13 protein-coding genes and 4 tRNA genes are annotated in these 16,197 nt (G+C 42.8%); 4 read left to right on the forward strand and 13 right to left on the reverse strand.

Annotated elements, in window-relative coordinates; genetic code table 11:
- Positions 1-207 precede the first annotated feature (207 nt).
- From E0409_RS05175 to secA, 8 genes are all read right to left on the reverse strand, one after another.
- Positions 208-284: transfer RNA gene (locus tag E0409_RS05175), tRNA-Pro, on the reverse strand.
- Positions 285-287: 3 nt separating this feature from the next.
- Positions 288-363 (reverse strand) — tRNA-His (locus E0409_RS05180).
- Between the two features lie 42 nt (positions 364-405).
- Positions 406-482: transfer RNA gene (locus E0409_RS05185), tRNA-Arg, on the reverse strand.
- 45 nt (positions 483-527) lie between these two features.
- Positions 528-604 (reverse strand) — tRNA-Pro (locus E0409_RS05190).
- A gap of 150 nt (positions 605-754) precedes the next feature.
- Positions 755-1,822 carry a quinolinate synthase NadA gene (nadA, locus tag E0409_RS05195; RefSeq protein ID WP_131288532.1) on the reverse strand — a complete coding sequence of 356 codons (1,068 nt, stop codon included), beginning with the start codon at positions 1,820-1,822 and terminating at the stop codon, positions 755-757.
- Positions 1,823-1,972: 150 nt separating this feature from the next.
- Positions 1,973-3,193 carry a bifunctional glutamate N-acetyltransferase/amino-acid acetyltransferase ArgJ gene (gene argJ / locus E0409_RS05200; RefSeq protein ID WP_131288534.1) on the reverse strand — a complete coding sequence of 407 codons (1,221 nt, stop codon included), beginning with the start codon at positions 3,191-3,193 and terminating at the stop codon, positions 1,973-1,975.
- Between the two features lie 157 nt (positions 3,194-3,350).
- Entirely contained in the window at positions 3,351-3,701 is a 351-nt protein-coding gene (locus E0409_RS05205; protein WP_131288536.1) for a hypothetical protein, read from the reverse strand.
- A 185-nt stretch (positions 3,702-3,886) separates the two neighbouring features.
- Positions 3,887-6,607, reverse strand: coding sequence for a preprotein translocase subunit SecA (gene secA, locus E0409_RS05210; protein ID WP_131288538.1), 2,721 nt, complete (start codon positions 6,605-6,607; stop codon positions 3,887-3,889).
- A gap of 339 nt (positions 6,608-6,946) precedes the next feature.
- Here secA and E0409_RS05215 point away from each other — a divergent pair, with 339 nt between their 5' ends.
- The 3 genes from E0409_RS05215 to E0409_RS05225 all read left to right on the forward strand — a co-directional run bounded on the left by E0409_RS05215 (position 6,947) and on the right by E0409_RS05225 (position 9,340).
- A complete protein-coding gene (locus E0409_RS05215) occupies positions 6,947-7,588 on the forward strand; it encodes a peroxiredoxin (protein ID WP_131288540.1) in 642 nt (213 codons plus the stop codon).
- Between the two features lie 358 nt (positions 7,589-7,946).
- On the forward strand, positions 7,947-8,762 hold the full coding sequence (locus E0409_RS05220) for an MBL fold metallo-hydrolase (RefSeq protein WP_131288542.1): 816 nt from the start codon (positions 7,947-7,949) through the stop codon (positions 8,760-8,762).
- Positions 8,759-9,340: a dual specificity protein phosphatase family protein gene (locus E0409_RS05225; protein ID WP_171458785.1), complete on the forward strand. Its 582-nt coding sequence runs from the start codon at positions 8,759-8,761 to the stop codon at positions 9,338-9,340. Before E0409_RS05220 ends, E0409_RS05225 begins: the two co-directional genes overlap by 4 nt.
- Positions 9,341-9,359: 19 nt before the next feature.
- Here the strand turns inward: E0409_RS05225 and E0409_RS05230 are convergent, their stop codons facing one another.
- From E0409_RS05230 to trpA, 4 genes are read right to left on the reverse strand one after another with little or no spacing between them, the layout of a single operon-like run.
- On the reverse strand, positions 9,360-10,400 hold the full coding sequence (locus E0409_RS05230) for an SPOR domain-containing protein (protein ID WP_213073358.1): 1,041 nt from the start codon (positions 10,398-10,400) through the stop codon (positions 9,360-9,362).
- Positions 10,391-11,674 carry a bifunctional tetrahydrofolate synthase/dihydrofolate synthase gene (folC, locus tag E0409_RS05235; RefSeq protein WP_131288548.1) on the reverse strand — a complete coding sequence of 428 codons (1,284 nt, stop codon included), beginning with the start codon at positions 11,672-11,674 and terminating at the stop codon, positions 10,391-10,393. Before folC ends, E0409_RS05230 begins: the two co-directional genes overlap by 10 nt.
- Complete coding sequence (accD, locus tag E0409_RS05240; RefSeq protein WP_131288550.1) at positions 11,671-12,567, reverse strand: acetyl-CoA carboxylase, carboxyltransferase subunit beta; 897 nt, start codon at positions 12,565-12,567, stop codon at positions 11,671-11,673. The genes folC and accD overlap by 4 nt, the downstream gene beginning before the upstream one ends.
- Positions 12,564-13,367, reverse strand: coding sequence for a tryptophan synthase subunit alpha (trpA, locus tag E0409_RS05245; protein WP_131288552.1), 804 nt, complete (start codon positions 13,365-13,367; stop codon positions 12,564-12,566). Before trpA ends, accD begins: the two co-directional genes overlap by 4 nt.
- Positions 13,368-13,731: 364 nt before the next feature.
- Between trpA and E0409_RS05250 the strand changes: the two genes are divergently transcribed.
- Entirely contained in the window at positions 13,732-15,063 is a 1,332-nt protein-coding gene (locus E0409_RS05250; protein WP_131288555.1) for a Na+/H+ antiporter NhaC family protein, read from the forward strand.
- Between the two features lie 56 nt (positions 15,064-15,119).
- Here the strand turns inward: E0409_RS05250 and E0409_RS05255 are convergent, their stop codons facing one another.
- A complete protein-coding gene (locus E0409_RS05255) occupies positions 15,120-16,148 on the reverse strand; it encodes an AraC family transcriptional regulator (RefSeq protein ID WP_131288557.1) in 1,029 nt (342 codons plus the stop codon).
- Positions 16,149-16,197 lie beyond the last annotated feature (49 nt).

The following is a 16,197-nucleotide window of genomic DNA, read 5'->3' on the forward strand; positions in this document are numbered from 1 at the left end:
GAATGGTGAATGGTGTAATGGTGAATGGTGAATGGTGAATGGTGAATGGTGAATGGTGAATGGTGAATGGTGAATGGTGAATGGTGAATGGTGAATGGTGAATGGTGAATGGTGAATGGTGAATGGTGAATGGTGAATGTTATTATTAAATTTCAGGCATAAAAAAACCGCATTTAAGCGGATTATTTATATTATCTTTTAGAAAGATGGTCGGAGCAGTAGGATTCGAACCTACGACCCCCTGGTCCCAAACCAGGTGCGCTACCAAGCTGCGCCATGCTCCGAATTGGGGTGAATGATGGGGCTCGAACCCACGACAACCGGAATCACAATCCGGGGCTCTACCAACTGAGCTACATCCACCGTTACAACATTTTTAGATTCTAAATATCAAGCTACCATAAATGGTGCGCCTGACAGGATTCGAACCTGTGACCATCCGCTTAGAAGGCGGATGCTCTATCCTACTGAGCTACAGGCGCATGACCTATGATATTAAATACCATGAAACCTTTGCCTTGAAGAATTGGTCGGAGCAGTAGGATTCGAACCTACGACCCCCTGGTCCCAAACCAGGTGCGCTACCAAGCTGCGCCATGCTCCGATTCATCTTAGCTTCATACTGCAGTTCGTGCGGTACGGTGTGCATTCTAGGCGTGACGTCGAATAACGTCAACACCTATATTCAAAAAAAATTAAAAAAACGCTTCAAATGTATATTTATCAAGCATTTTAGCTAATTTATATACAATTATTAGCGTTTTAAATTGGCACTGAAGTTCAACATGCGATCAAGAGGTAATTTAGCCCGTTCCGCAAGCGCTGGATCGACGTATATTTCTTGATCACCCTTTTGTAAAACCGCTAAAATTCCATCCAGTTCATTCATTGCCATCCAAGGACAATGTGCACAAGAGCGACAAGTTGCCCCCTCACCTGCTGTTGGGGCTTCAATCAAAATCTTGTTTGGCACCGCTTGTTGCATTTTATAGAAAATGCCACGGTCGGTTGCCACAATCAAACGCTCATTTGGCAGTGTTTGTGCTGCCTTAATCAGTTGCGAGGTACTTCCTACCGCATCTGCAATATCGACCACGGATTCTGGTGACTCTGGATGTACCAAAACGGCAGCATCTGGATAGAGTGCTTTCATGTTGGCAATACCGCGTGCACGAAATTCCTCATGCACAATACAAGCACCATCCCAAAGCAACATGTCAGCGCCGGTTTTTTTCTGGATATAACGACCGAGGTGTTGATCTGGTGCCCAAATAATCTTTTCACCCAAACTATCTAAGTGTTCAATAATTTCGACTGCACAACTCGATGTTACCACCCAATCAGCTCTGGCTTTGACTGCCGCAGAAGTATTGGCATACACCACAACAGTATAATCAGGATGTGCATCACAGAACGCAGTAAACTCATCGACAGGACAACCCAAATCCAAAGAACAAGTGGCTTCTAAGGTTGGCATCAACACTGTTTTTTCTGGAGAAAGAATTTTCGCTGTTTCTCCCATGAATTTCACACCCGCCACAACCAAGGTTGAAGCTGGATGGTCACGGCCAAAACGAGCCATTTCTAACGAATCTGAAACACAACCGCCTGACAGCTCCGCTATCTCTTGAACTTCGGGATCACAATAGTAATGAGCGACAAGGACAGCGTCGCGTTTTTTGAGTTCTGCCAGAATTTGCGCAAACTTTTCTTGTTTAACCTCATCACTCAAATGAATATCTTTAGGCTCACCTAAACGATCTAAATGCGCCTGCACAATCGATTTAGCCTCATTGGCAATTAAATTGGTCGCATCGTTCATAAACGTCTTCTCTATCCTTGGTGCTTGTTAGACTACAAGCAGCACACTCAATTTACTGATCAGAATGGCATCTTGCTTTTTTGACCAGTCATTAAAAACTTTCCATTATAAAAAAGCCTCACTACGGAGGCTTTTTTCATTCAACTAAACTTAAGAACGGTAATCTGCATTGATCTTGACATAGTCATAAGACAGATCACAGGTATAGACCGTGTCTTTTGCCTGACCTCGTCCCAAATCAACACGAATCGTCATTTCAGCTTGAGACATCACGCGCGCGCCAGCTTCCTCCGTATAGTCCGCTGCCGCACCACCATCTTTGCAGATCTGTACATCATCTAACCAAACCTGGATTTTTTCAACGTCTAAATTTTTAACGCCTGCATAACCAATCGCTGCAAGGATACGCCCCCAGTTTGGATCGGATGCAAAAAATGCAGTTTTAACCAGTGGTGAATGGGCAATACTATAAGCAATATCGCAACATTCCTGGGTATCTGCACCACCTTCAACCGCAACCGTAATGAATTTGGTAGCACCCTCGCCATCACGAACAATCAATTGTGCTAGACGTTTCATCACTCGGGTTAAAACTTCTAAAACCGCAGCATAGCGCGCATCATCAGTCGATGTAATTTCTGCACCACCGGCTTGACCGGTCGCCACAAAAATACATGAGTCATTGGTTGAGGTATCACCATCGACCGTAATACGGTTGAATGAAACATTTACCGTTGTTTTTAATAACTGCTGTACCAATTCACGACTAATCGGTGCATCTGTAGCTACATAGCTCAGCATGGTCGCCATATTCGGACGAATCATGCCTGCACCTTTTGAGATACCGGTCATGGAGTACACCACACCATCGAGTTCAAACTGTTCAGATGCACCTTTAGGCAAAGTATCTGTGGTCATAATGCCCGTTGCTGCGTCTAACCAGGCATCATCGCGTAATGAATCAAGTGCAGGTTGCAAACCCGCCATCAAGCGGTCAATCGGTAATTGCTCACCAATCACACCGGTTGAAAAAGGTAAAATTTCGTTATCTGACACACCAGCAAGTTCAGCCAATTTCGCGCAAGTCGCTTGTGCATTTACCATTCCTATTTTGCCGGTACCTGCATTGGCATTACCAGTGTTAATCACTAAATAGCGCGGATTACCTACCTGAAGGTGCGCTTTACATACATGCACAGGTGCAGCACAAAATGCATTTTGAGTAAATACACCAGCAACATTTGAGCCTTCAGCAAATTCAAAAATGACCAGGTCACGTCGGTTCTGATAGCGCACATAGGCTTCAGCTGAACCAATTTTTACACCCTTAACCACATGCATCTGTGGCATTGTTACGTCGCCCACCGCCATTTTTAAACTTCCAAATAAGTTCGTGATAAAAAGACAGCTTAGTAGAAATTGACTAAAAAATCGAGCAGAACACTTGGTTTGATTTATTTTTTATTGGATGGATGTTTCCAGGCACAAAAAAACCAGTCCGCAGACTGGTTTAAAAAACAACATAGCTTTAGTTTGACGCTAATTGGGAAGCTTCTGACAATAATGCCTGCTTGGCTTTTTCTTGACTCGCTGTAGATAAAGCAGGATTTGAAGCCACGATACGATTCACATTAGCTGCATTTGCTGCAGTCACCGCTGTAGTTTTCAATACCACCGGGCGTTGATTCGGATTAGCAAAAGTATAACGAATACCAGTACGTGGGCTTGCGACTGTAATGTTACCGTCTTGCGCAACTGCTGGAGCTGTGGTTGCACCACGCGCAGCTTGTACTTTGTCTACGGTTGTTGTTTGATTTGCAAAAGTCAAAGTAGGAATAGCTAAAGCTGCAATCATCAATGGTTGTAATACTTTTTTCATTGTCTTTCCGCTTTTCATCAGTGTTCGATATGCAACTAAATACCACTTAATTGGGTTCTCTGCAAACGTATTCACATCTTGAAAAACTAAATAATATATTTAAATGGAATTAAAAAAGCCACTTTAGATAACACCTCTCAATGAACAAGAGGAATATTTAAAGTGGCTTTGCCGTCTGGGTAAAATTAAATTTTACCGTGACATTGTTTGTATTTTAGACCTGAACCACATGGACAAGGCGCATTACGGTTTGCAGGTGGAATAATGATTTGTTCATCCACTGGAGTATATTGTGCATCTAGATCTGCAGTCATATCAGCGGTTAAACCATCCACTTCAGCATGAGAAAGATTTAAATGCATCGCTTCGGCTTGCGCTTGTTTCTGTGCTTCCATTTCAGCCAGTTCTTCAGCTGTAGGGACATGTACACGAGAAAGGTCAGTAATCACATCCGACTTAATCACCGCAAGCATATTTACAAATAAGTTAAATGCTTCTTTCTTATACTCTTGCTCTGGATTCTTTTGTGCATAACCACGCAAGTGAATGCCTTGACGCAAGTAATCCATAGCCGCCAAATGTTCTTTCCAATGACGATCCAAAGCACTCAACATGAAGTGACGTTCCAGCATTGCTGCGGATTCATCACCCATTTGCGCCCGACGATCACGATAGCGGTTCACGATTTCATCAGAAATACGTTCCACCAAAGCTTCTTCATCTAAACGACGGTCTTGTTCCAACCATTGATTCACCGGTAAATCGATACCCAGATCATCACGCAATGCACGTTCCAGACCATCAATATCCCATTGATCATGAATTGATTCAGGTGGAATATAGTTTGCAATCACACCTTTGATCACTTCGTGATGCATTTCTTCGATGTAATCTTGCAAAGTACTTTCAGCAAGAACTTCATCACGTTGCGAATAAATGATCTTACGTTGTTCATTATTCACGTCATCGTATTTCAACAGGTTCTTACGAATGTCAAAGTTACGTGCTTCTACTTTACGTTGTGCATTTTCGATCGAACGTGACACCATTTTGTGTTCAATAGCTTCATCTTCTTGCAAGCCCATTGCACGCATCATGCTGACAACACGATCACCCGCAAAGATACGCATCAAGTCATCTTCAAGCGACAAGTAGAAACGTGAAACACCCGGGTCGCCTTGACGACCGGCACGACCACGTAACTGGTTATCGATACGGCGCGATTCATGACGTTCTGAACCAATAATATGCAAACCGCCAGAAGCCAATACCATTTCATGGTTTTGTTCCCATTCGGCTTTTAGGCGTGCTTCATCTTCAGCAGTATGGTTTTCAATTTTGGCAAGTTTGGCTTTCCAGTTACCACCGAGCAAAATATCGGTACCACGACCAGCCATATTGGTGGCAATAGTTACTGCATTCGGTGAACCTGCTTGCGCAATAATGTCAGCTTCGCGTTCATGTTGTTTTGCATTCAACACTTCATGGGCAATACCGGCTTCTTTCAGTTTATCCGAAAGAATTTCTGAAGCTTCAATGGTTGCTGTACCAATCAGGATTGGTGCAACGCCTGCTTCATGAATATTTTGAATTTCTTGAATAATTGCGTTGTATTTACCATTACGGTTTAAATAGATTAAATCATTTTGGTCATTACGAATCATTGGACGATGGGTTGGAATAAGCACCACATCCAGACCATAAATTTCTTTCATTTCCGCCGCTTCAGTATCAGCAGTACCGGTCATACCTGAAAGCTTTTTGTATAAACGGAAATAGTTCTGGAAAGTGGTTGTTGCAAGGGTTTGGTTTTCAGGCTGGATTTCCAGACCTTCTTTTGCTTCAACCGCTTGGTGCAAACCTTCTGACCAACGACGACCCGGCATGGTACGACCGGTATTTTCATCAACAATAATCACTTCGCCATCATGAATAATGTACTGAACATTACGTTGATAAAGATAATGCGCACGAATGGCAGCCGTAACATGATGAACCAGGTTCAAGTTAGCCGATGAATACAAGCTCTCGCCTTCTGCCAACAAACCCATGTCAATCAGTTCTTGTTCAACCATTTCATAACCGACTTCGGTCATTTCGACAGAGCGTTGTTTTTCATCAATCCAAAAGTGACCGCCATCGGCTACTTTTTCTTCTTTTTGTGGAGTCAGTTTTGGTGGAATGCTATTGATTGCAGCATACAATTGTGAAGAGTCATCGCTTTGACCTGAGATAATCAATGGAGTACGTGCTTCATCGATCAAGATCGAATCGACCTCATCGATAATGGCATAAGTCAAGCCACGCTGTTTTTTCTCAGCCAGCGAGAACACCATGTTGTCACGAAGATAGTCAAAACCGAATTCGTTGTTGGTACCATAAGTAATATCGGCACGATAGGCTTCGGCTTTTTCGGTCGGATTTTGCATTGAGTAAATAATACCAATGCTTAAACCCAAGAATTCAAATAATGGACGGTTGAGTTCGGCGTCACGTTGTGCCAAATAGTCATTCACGGTGATGACATGCACCCCTTGACCACTAATCGCATTCAGGTAACAAGCCAAAGTACCCATCAGGGTTTTACCTTCACCGGTACGCATTTCCGCGATTTTACCTTCGTGAAGGGTAATACCACCAATCAGCTGTACATCGTAATGACGCATCCCCATGATTCGTTTTGCCGCTTCACGACAAACCGCAAATGCTTCAGGCAATAATTTATCCAGGCTGTCGCCCTTGTTATATCGTTGTTTGAATTCTTCAGTTTTTGCAGATAAGTCTGCATCGCTTAGTGCAGATATCGTCGGCTCGAGCGCATTAATCTTATCTACGATTTTACGCATGCGTTTGAGTTCGCGCTCATTTTTGGTACCGAAGATGCCTCCGATCAGACTTGCCAACATGAATAGACTCTCTAAATCTTGCTTGTCGAATGAATAAATTTTTTCTCAGTCGTTATTATGGTGCTAGAAATTTGAAGTACAAGGGTTTTGCACAAAACCGATAAAAAAATTCTGATCACTCGTTCTAGCACGTGACAGCTAAGGGAAAACAATGTAACAAATTTTAAACAGCCAATATAGTCATAAAATTCATCATTTATCCGGATTTCACAAATCAATCGCGGCCTATATATTCCATATATTCATAAAGAAATACAAAAACGCTATTTTCCTTGCAAAAAAAAATGCGTCATATTAGATCGCATCAACATACATAACAAAGCATATGAGGCTATAAAAATGACATTACGTTTAGGCGATACTGCACCGAATTTTGAGCAAGACTCAAGTGAAGGAAAAATTAATTTCTACGATTACCTAGGTGACAGCTGGGGGATTTTATTTTCCCATCCTGCTGATTACACTCCGGTATGCACGACTGAATTGGGCTATACCGCAAAACTGAAAGATGAATTTAACAAACGTGGCGTAAAAGCCATTGCCCTGTCGGTCGATGATGTTGAATCACATAAAGGCTGGATTAACGACATTAACGAAACACAAAATACCACGGTGAATTTTCCCATCATTGCCGATCAAGACCGTAAAGTTTCTACTCTTTATGACTTTATTCACCCGAATGCCAGTGAAACCCTGACTGTTCGTTCTTTGGTGATTATTGATCCAAACAAAAAAGTTCGTTTAATTATTACCTACCCGGCTTCAACAGGTCGTAACTTCCATGAAATTTTACGTGTCGTCGATTCGCTACAATTGACGGACAACCATAAAGTTGCTACCCCTGCCAACTGGCAACAGGGTGAAGACGTGGTGATCGTACCTTCTCTTCAAGATGAGGACGAAATCAAAAAACGTTTCCCTAAAGGCTATACCGCAGTGAAACCTTATTTGCGCTTAACGCCACAGCCTGCGACAAAATAAGACACTGTCTTATTTTGTCGCAAGACAAACGAAGTGCGTAGTTTCAGAATAGGAGCATCGCTCCGCCCTGAGGAATATATTCCGCAAGAAGACGAGTAACTATGCTTCGAGTTAAAACTAAAGCCCTGCTTTTGTTTTTCGCAAGCCAACGAAGTGCGTTCCAACTCAAGCCTTTACGCACATATAACTCATATACTGCAAGTCCAGGACTAAAATGACGAGCCAAATCCTGATTTGCTAAAAGCCTGTCTGATGATAGGCTTTTTTATTCTGCTAAACAATTGAATTACAAAATCAAGTTGGTGTTTATTTCACAGGCAGTTTATAAATACGCCTAATCATCTTAAGAATAAATATTGTGATTTATAATATCCATCATTTGCACTGCGGCAGCATGTGTCCTGTTTGCGGTCCTCTGTTTGGGCAAAAAGGTTTACATACCAAAGTGGTTTGTCATTGCTTATTGCTTGAAACTGATCAAGGCTTGGTACTGATCGATACCGGTTTAGGCATACAGGATCATCTACATAACAAAGCCCGCTTAGGCAACCTGGTTTCACGACTGGGTCGCATAGAAAACAATTTAGAACTGACCGCCATTGCACAAATCCAGCGCCTAGGCTTTAACTCTCAAGATGTCAGGCATATTCTAGTTTCTCATCTGGATTTTGATCATGCTGGTGGTATTTCAGATTTTCCACATGCCACCGTACATGTGCTCTCCAGTGAATATAATGCAATGCAAAGTTTTTTCTCACTGAAAAATAAAGCACGCTATAAAACCCAACAATTCAAGCAACATCGTTACTGGAATTTCATCGAACCAGAGCAAGGTGAAGCTTGGTTTAATCTGCATCAGGTTCAAGGCTTCCGCTTATTTCAAGATGAAATTTTAATGATTCCCTTATTAGGTCATAGCAAGGGGCATTGCGGGATTGCCATCAAAAAAAATGAGGGTTGGCTGTTCTTCTGTGGCGATGCCTACTATTCACATCTGCAGCTTGACCCTAAAAATAAACTCCGAACTTTGGATAAACTGGAACGTATCTTTGCTGAAAACAATTCAATGCGTGTAGACAACTTACACAAAATTCAACAGCTCGCACAAACGGAAAAAAATATTGAAATCATCTGTGCCCATGATCCTATTGAACTGGCGCGTTATCTAGCATGATTAAAAGAACAGCTCTTGCCCTTTTACTGAGTAGCTCAAGTTTGATGGGATGTATCACCTCCCCCGCAATTTCATCAGAACAGCGTCCTCAACACTGGGGAACACTACTTAATCAAAGAGATAATTTTTATCAAATTAGTGAGCATGTGTTTCGTAGTGAGCAACCCACAGCTGAACTGATTCCACAATTAAAAGCACATGATATTGATGTGGTGATTAATTTAAGATCAAGAAATAAAGATCTGGCTGTCCTGCCATCCACAGATTTTAAATTGGTTCATATCGCCATTCACACCTGGGCAATGTCGCGTGAAGATTTACTGCACGTGATGCAACATATTCAGCAAGCAAAAGCACTCAATCAAAAAGTACTGATTCATTGTTATCATGGTTCAGACCGAACCGGTGCAAGTATTGCCATGTACCGAATTATTTTTGAAAACTGGAAAATTGAAGATGCACTGGATGAAATGAAACATGGCGGCTATGGATTTCATCCGGTCTGGATTCATATTGAAAAAATATTTAGCCCCGAAAACGTAAAATGGATTCAACAGCAACTGTCGAATCCATCTTAGTTTTTAGCTTCCGCTTAATTTAACGTTTATCCAGAGGCACCCATTCAATCACCCAAGCCGATTTCATGTTCAGGCTTGCATCATTGTTGATTTTCTTACGGGCCGCATCTGCTGTATCACGGTCTTTAGATGGTCCAACCATAATACGAACACCTTTCGATGTTGGACTTTTGGTGACTTTGTAGCCTTTGGCACGTAACTTGGAAGCAACAGCATCTGCATTGGCTTCATTTGCTGCCAAAGCCACTTGTACCATCCATTGCTTGTCGCCATTTTCCAACAAATCACGTGCTTTTTCAGCCTCTGCCTTTTTCTTGGCATCCGCCTCACGTTTTTCTTCTGCTTTTTTCTTTTCTGCTCGGGCTTTCTTGTCAGCCTCGGCTTTCTTCTCTGCTTCTTGCTTTTCAGCTGCCTTACGTTTTACTTCAGCCTCATGTTTGGCTTTTTCATCAGCCGCTTTTTTCTCTGCTGCTTTCTTTTCAGCCGCTTTCATGTCCGCTAATTTTTTATCAGCTTCGGCTTTACGTTTATCTTCAACTGCTTTTTTATCAGCATCAGTTCGCTGTTGTTGAGCTTTCTGCTGATCTAACTTTTTTTGCGCAAGCAGCTTTTCTTCAGCTAAACGCTTTTGTTTAACTTTTTCATCTTCCACCAGTTCAGGAGGAATATTATCCGAGCTTTGCTGCGCACCGGTACGATGGGCATTTAAAGCTGCATATTCTTCTGCGGCTTTACGTGCAGCCTCTGCTTCCGCCTGTTGCTGCATCACTAAAAATTCAGCGGCACGGGCTTCTTGTTCTGCAACCGCTTTTTCACGCGCACGACGTTGCTCTTCCAGTAAACGTTTTTCTGTTTCAACATCGACTGTTAAAGCCTGCAGCTGAACCATTTCGCTTTCGGGAGCCGGCTTTTTCTGCGTGACTTGAGCTGCAAGCTCGGGGTTTTTAAGTTCATTTTGATATATTTCTTCTTTGCCTTTCAGGAGCAATGCTGTCAATAAAACACCACCACCTAATAAAACAACGCCACCCATCCAACGTTGTTTGCTATTCATTGACATTCTTCCAAATACTCCCATACCGCTTCTAAGGTATGAAATGAACCACATACCAAGATCAGCTGATTATTCTTTGTTTCATTTAGCGCTGATTTAAAAGCCAATTGAACACTGTCGAAGTGTTGTACTGTTTCACCGTGTAACGCTGCATCGAGCTGTTCAAGCGGAGCTGCTCGCGGAACCGTTAATGGTGCAATTTTCCATTTTAAAACAGTATCTTTCAACAAGTCTGCGACAGAATTGATATCTTTATCCGCCAACATGGAAAAAACACTGACCACTTCTGTGTACTGTTTATTGTATTCTAAAAATTTTCGCAACTGATTTAACAAAAATTCTACGCCATGGGGATTATGTCCGGCATCAAAGATCACCGTTTTGCCCTGAATTTGGCGAATTTCAAAGCGGCCTTGCAGACGTGCCTGTTGAATGCCTTGAGCGATTGCTTGTTGAGTCACGGTTAAACCGCTGACTAAAATTGATGCAACTGCTGTGGAAATGTTTTCCAGTGCCAAAGCACCTGTCGGTAATTTTAAAGTCGTACCTGAAGATGCAAACATCCAGGCTTGACCATCATCCGTATATTGGTAGAAATAGTCACGATCAGCCACATACAATGTTGCATTACATTCATCAACTTTATTTTGAATGGCTTGTGGAAGTTGTTGCATACTACCAAAAATTACCGGAATATCCGGACGAATAATTCCGGCTTTTTCAAAGGCAATTTTTTCAATTGTGTCGCCCAGCCAATCGGTATGATCGAGACCAATATTGGTAATCACCGCGACATCCGGCTCAATCACATTCACCACATCGAGGCGACCACCCAGTCCGACTTCAAGCACCCAGACATCACATTGTTTGGCTTTAAAAATAACAAAAGCGGCAAGTGTGGTGGCTTCAAAGAAAGAAAGCGTTAGATCACAATCACGACGGGCTTGATCCACTGCAACAAATGCATCCACCAAGGTCTGGTCATCCACTTCAATGCCCGACAATTTTACTCGTTCATTAAAACGGTAAATATGTGGTGATTGATACAATCCGACTTTATAGCCCTGCGCATTTAAAATGGCAGCCAAAGTGGTTGTGGTTGAACCTTTACCGTTGGTTCCCGCTACGGTCAGAACTTTTGCCTGTGGACGGGTCACACCCAGCTTTTCAGCCACTGGAATGACGCGTTCCAGACCTAAATCAATCCCCGTAACGTGAACATGGCTCCAATAATCGAGCCATGTGTTTAAAGAGTCTGTTGCAAGTGGTGCTGTGTTCAAGGCAAGTTCATCAGTTTCGCGACAATACGATAGACTGTATCACGTAATGCGTGACGATGAACAATTTGATCGACTACACCATGATCAAGCAAATATTCTGCACGCTGGAACGGTTCTTCCAGTTTTTCACGTACGGTTTGCTCAATTACACGTTTACCCGCAAAACCAATCATGGCTTTAGGTTCAGCAATATGCACATCACCTAACATTGCAAGTGAAGCGGTTACGCCACCGTAAACTGGATGGGTTAATACCACCAAATACGGTAAACCTGCATCTTTCATGCGTTGAATTGCGGCTGAAGTACGTGCCATTTGCATAAGCGACAACATGCCTTCCTGCATACGTGCGCCACCAGAAGCAGCAAAACAGATTAAAGGTTGTTTCTCTTTAATGGCACGCTCGGCAGCTTGCACGAAACGGTCACCGACCACAGTACCCATTGAACCGCCCATAAAGTCGAATTCAAATGCACATGCGATTAAAGGAATATCTTTCAGTAAACCCTGCATCACCACCAATGCTTCTGTTTCACCGGTTTTCTTTTGCGCTTCAGACATACGGGCCGGATAGGCTTTGCTATCGACGAATTTCAGCGGATCTTTAGCCACAAATTCCTGACCCAGTTCATTTTGAACCTGATCAAAGAACCAGTTTAAGCGATCACGTGCTTTCATACGCAAATGTTCGTCGCACTGCGGACAAACATAAGCATTAAATGACATCGCGGTACGAGTAACCAGTGCGTGACATTCAGGACACTCAATGGTTGGCTCGGTAAAGGTTGCTTTGAGTGCTGTTTGCTCATCTGGGGTGTGAATACCCGGAACATGACGTTCCGTCCACGGCGTCGCTGGGCTTAGAATTTTGCCTATTTTCACTTCTTGATTCATACTAACTCATCGAGCGCGGCTCGAAGCTCCTTGACTTTATTAACCGTTTCAAAAACAGCTTGTTCTGGCGCTAAGTTCGCAAATTGTTTGACAAAAGCACTGCCCACAATGACCGCATCAGCCGCTACACCCATGGCTTTCGCAGAGGCAGCATCGCTAATACCAAAACCGACACCTACAGGAACGTCAGTCACAGCTTTAATTTTCTGGATACGGGCTGCTGCTTCAGCTACATCTAAAGTTGCCGCACCGGTTACCCCTTTCAAGGACACATAGTAGATAAAGCCACTGGCTTGGTTCGCCACATGCTGAATACGTTCATCCGTAGATGTTGGCGCAAGCAGGAAAATTTGATCCATGTCGAATTTTTTCAACACGTCATCCAAATCTTTTGCTTCTTCAGGCGGTAAATCCACCAGAAGTACACCATCTACACCGCATTCATTGGCATAAGACACAAACTTTTCATAACCAATCACTTCGACCGGGTTTAAATACCCCATCAAAACCACTGGTGTTTCCGTGTCTTTCTGACGGAACTCTTTCACCATATTCAAAGCATCTAGGGTATTGGTTCCACCTGCCAATGCACGTTCTGCTGCAAGGGCAATCACTGGACCATCTGCCATAGGGTCTGAAAATGGAAGACCAAGTTCAATCACATCTACCCCTGCCTCAACCATTTGATGTAACAATGGAACGGTTACTTCTGGATGAGGGTCACCAGCCATTACATAAGAAACTAGCGCTTTACGCTGCTGAGATTTAAGCTGTCCAAAACGAGTGGCTAAACGTGACATAAGGCTATGCTTTCCTTGAATTATTTAAAAACTGAGGAGTTGGCTTTGTAGAAATACAAGACAACGCATTGTAACGCTATTTTTTACTCATTGAATAGAGTCCAAACATTTCACGCTACATTAGACTGACAATCTCATTTTTTCAGAACAATCCGAGAACACCATTTACTGATATTTACGATTTTTTCTCAATGATCAAAGATGCCTAATTTTGCTATTTAAAAAAATAACCAGTATTAAGATAAACTTATTTTTATTGGTAAAAAATTGATAAAAATAATTAGCTTAGCTTTTACATTTAAAGTTTTATGAAATAGCAAAACCTGCACTATACTACGCACGATTTTCATTTTTTCTATTTTATATGACTCCCGAATCCCAAGGTGCAGTGCACGCTCGCGCGTTGGCATTGCTACCTCTTATTGTGTTTTTAGCCATTTTTTTAGGCAGTGGTATCTATCATTCCATCATTGGTACCGAGTTTGCTTTTTATCAGGTTAAAGCACCTGTGGCAGCTCTACCTGCCATTATTCTGGCCGTGCTGATTTACCGTGGAAAATTGAATACTGCGATTGATGCGTTTTTAAAAGGTGCCAGTCATCCCAATCTAATTCTGATGTTTATGGTGTTTATGCTGGCAGGAGCATTTGCCAGTACCACAAGTAGCATTGGCAGTGTTGATGCAACGGTGCAATTGGGGCTGTCGATTATCCCGCCCTCCTTTGTGCTGCCCATGCTGTTTATCATCTCGGCATTCATTGCCACCGCGATGGGAACCTCGATGGGAACGATTGCTGCCTGTGCCCCGATTGCCTTTGGTTTCTCGCAAGCCACTAATATTGAAGCCGTATACGCCATTGGCGCAGTGGTGGGCGGTGCCATGTTTGGTGATAACCTGTCGATGATTTCGGATACCACCATTGCAGCCACCAGCAGTCAAAAGGTTCAGCTACGCGACAAGTTCAAAGTCAATGTCTGGATTGCGGTTCCTGCCGCCGTGCTCACTCTTCTGATTTACGCATTTGTTAGCCATGATTCACAAACCATTGCATATAAAGATTACGACTTGTGGCTAATTTTGCCTTATGTAGCCGTGTTCTTTCTGGCTTTTTCACGTTTGCATGTACTGGCCATTTTAACTCTTGGGGTGGTTCTTTCAGGTCTGATTGGAATAATGGTCAACCCGGATTTTGGCATCTTGAAGTTAAATACTTCCATCTATGATGGCTTTGTAGGCATGTTTGAGGTGGCACTGCTTTCGATGTTCTTGGGTGGTTTATCAGCCATTATGCAAAAAGAAGGCGGACTACAATGGCTTATTCAACGTATTTACAGTATTACCCGTTTATTTAAAGTTGGACGACAACGTGCGGGTGAGTTGGGTGTGAGTTTTCTGGTGGTATTCGCCAATCTGTTCGTTGCCAACAATACCGTTGCGATTATCTTATCGGGTGATATGGCGCGTGAAGTGGCCAAAGAATATGGCGTAGATCCTAAACGTGCTGCAGCCTTGCTGGATATTTTTTCCTGCGTGATTCAGGGCGTGATTCCCTACGGTGCTCAATTACTCCTGGCCTGCTCTATTGCGAAGATGTCCCCAGTAGAGCTGATCGGGAATACTTACTATTGCTGGATATTGGCAATTGTGGCGATATTGGCAATTGCATTTCGTTTCCCACGATTCAAACCCGCTTAAATCCATTTTGTTAAAACCCATTTACATTTCAAAAGCGACCCAAGTGGGTCGCTTTTTTATGACTCAGGTGGATCTTTCAGCTGTTGTTTCCTATGTAATAAGGTTTGACCGCTATAGGCCTTATAAGCACGAGCTAAAGCAGATTGATCTGAATAGCCCAATTGCGTGGCAATATCGGTCAATTGCATGTCTTGCTGCAACAATTGATCACAACGTTTCATGCGTTCCATCTCAACAATCTTTTTAAAAGATGAATTCAATTGCCGCTGCAGTGTCCGTGCAGATACATGCAATTCATTCGCAATCTGCTCAATTTTGGGCACACTATTTTGCACGCGCAAATATTCAGCCACCCTCATGTGAATGTGCTGATCTAAACTTTCATAACTGGGCTTGGAAGCAATTGCCTCTTCTGCCTGGCGCAGTAAAAGTTGCATTAAAGAAGGATCAGCCAGTTCCGATTTTAAATCCAGACTGTCCGAACTAATCACAAAAGAATATTGGGCATGACCAAAGCTGACTTCACAGCCAAAAAACTTCTCATAATGAAAACGTGCCATCTGCGGCGTATGCGCAAACTGCATACTCAGCAATTGCAACGATGCTGGAAAAATTTGCTTGGCCAAATGCGCCATACAGGCTGAAGTCAGCTCATTAATCATCGCATATCGTACATCATGCAGCGGCCAGGAGAGATAAATCTCCTTACCCTGATGCAGCATTTGCATGGGAATGACTGCTGCACCATCAATCACCAACCGGCTAAAACGAATAATATTTTGTAAAGCTTCGGCCACGCTATTACTACGTGATGCCATATAACCCAACACACCAAAATGCTCTGGCCGTATATAACGTGCCATTTCAAAAATCAGCTGCGGGCAATTGAGATGTTGCTGGGTACGCTGAATGACTTCCAAGAAAAATGTATACGGTGATTGGGTATCGATCGGCAAGTTTAAGACATGCCGTAATTGCGCATGGTCATCTTGCAGAAAATCAAGTCGCAATCCATCCAGATCCCGATCTGACAAAAACATTTGCCATAGCTGGAAATAACCATTGGGAATCTGCAATTCTTGCACAATGCATCCTTGTTTTTTGATATTTTAAATTTTAATTCTGTCGTAAAAT

This window comes from Acinetobacter sp. ANC 4862 (assembly GCF_004336635.1).
Taxonomy (GTDB): Bacteria; Pseudomonadota; Gammaproteobacteria; order Pseudomonadales; family Moraxellaceae; genus Acinetobacter.

Excerpts from the sequence above, each read along its gene's own strand:
- nadA (WP_131288532.1), bottom strand. The coding sequence starts at position 1,822 with ATGAACGATGCGACCAATTTAATTGCCAATGAGGCTAAATCGATTGTG.
- argJ (WP_131288534.1), bottom strand. The coding sequence starts at position 3,193 with ATGGCGGTGGGCGACGTAACAATGCCACAGATGCATGTGGTTAAGGGT.
- E0409_RS05205 (WP_131288536.1), bottom strand. The coding sequence starts at position 3,701 with ATGAAAAAAGTATTACAACCATTGATGATTGCAGCTTTAGCTATTCCT.
- secA (WP_131288538.1), bottom strand. The coding sequence starts at position 6,607 with ATGTTGGCAAGTCTGATCGGAGGCATCTTCGGTACCAAAAATGAGCGC.
- E0409_RS05215 (WP_131288540.1), top strand. The coding sequence starts at position 6,947 with ATGACATTACGTTTAGGCGATACTGCACCGAATTTTGAGCAAGACTCA.
- E0409_RS05225 (WP_171458785.1), top strand. The coding sequence starts at position 8,759 with ATGATTAAAAGAACAGCTCTTGCCCTTTTACTGAGTAGCTCAAGTTTG.
- E0409_RS05230 (WP_213073358.1), bottom strand. The coding sequence starts at position 10,400 with ATGTCAATGAATAGCAAACAACGTTGGATGGGTGGCGTTGTTTTATTA.
- accD (WP_131288550.1), bottom strand. The coding sequence starts at position 12,567 with ATGAATCAAGAAGTGAAAATAGGCAAAATTCTAAGCCCAGCGACGCCG.
- trpA (WP_131288552.1), bottom strand. The coding sequence starts at position 13,367 with ATGTCACGTTTAGCCACTCGTTTTGGACAGCTTAAATCTCAGCAGCGT.
- E0409_RS05250 (WP_131288555.1), top strand. The coding sequence starts at position 13,732 with ATGACTCCCGAATCCCAAGGTGCAGTGCACGCTCGCGCGTTGGCATTG.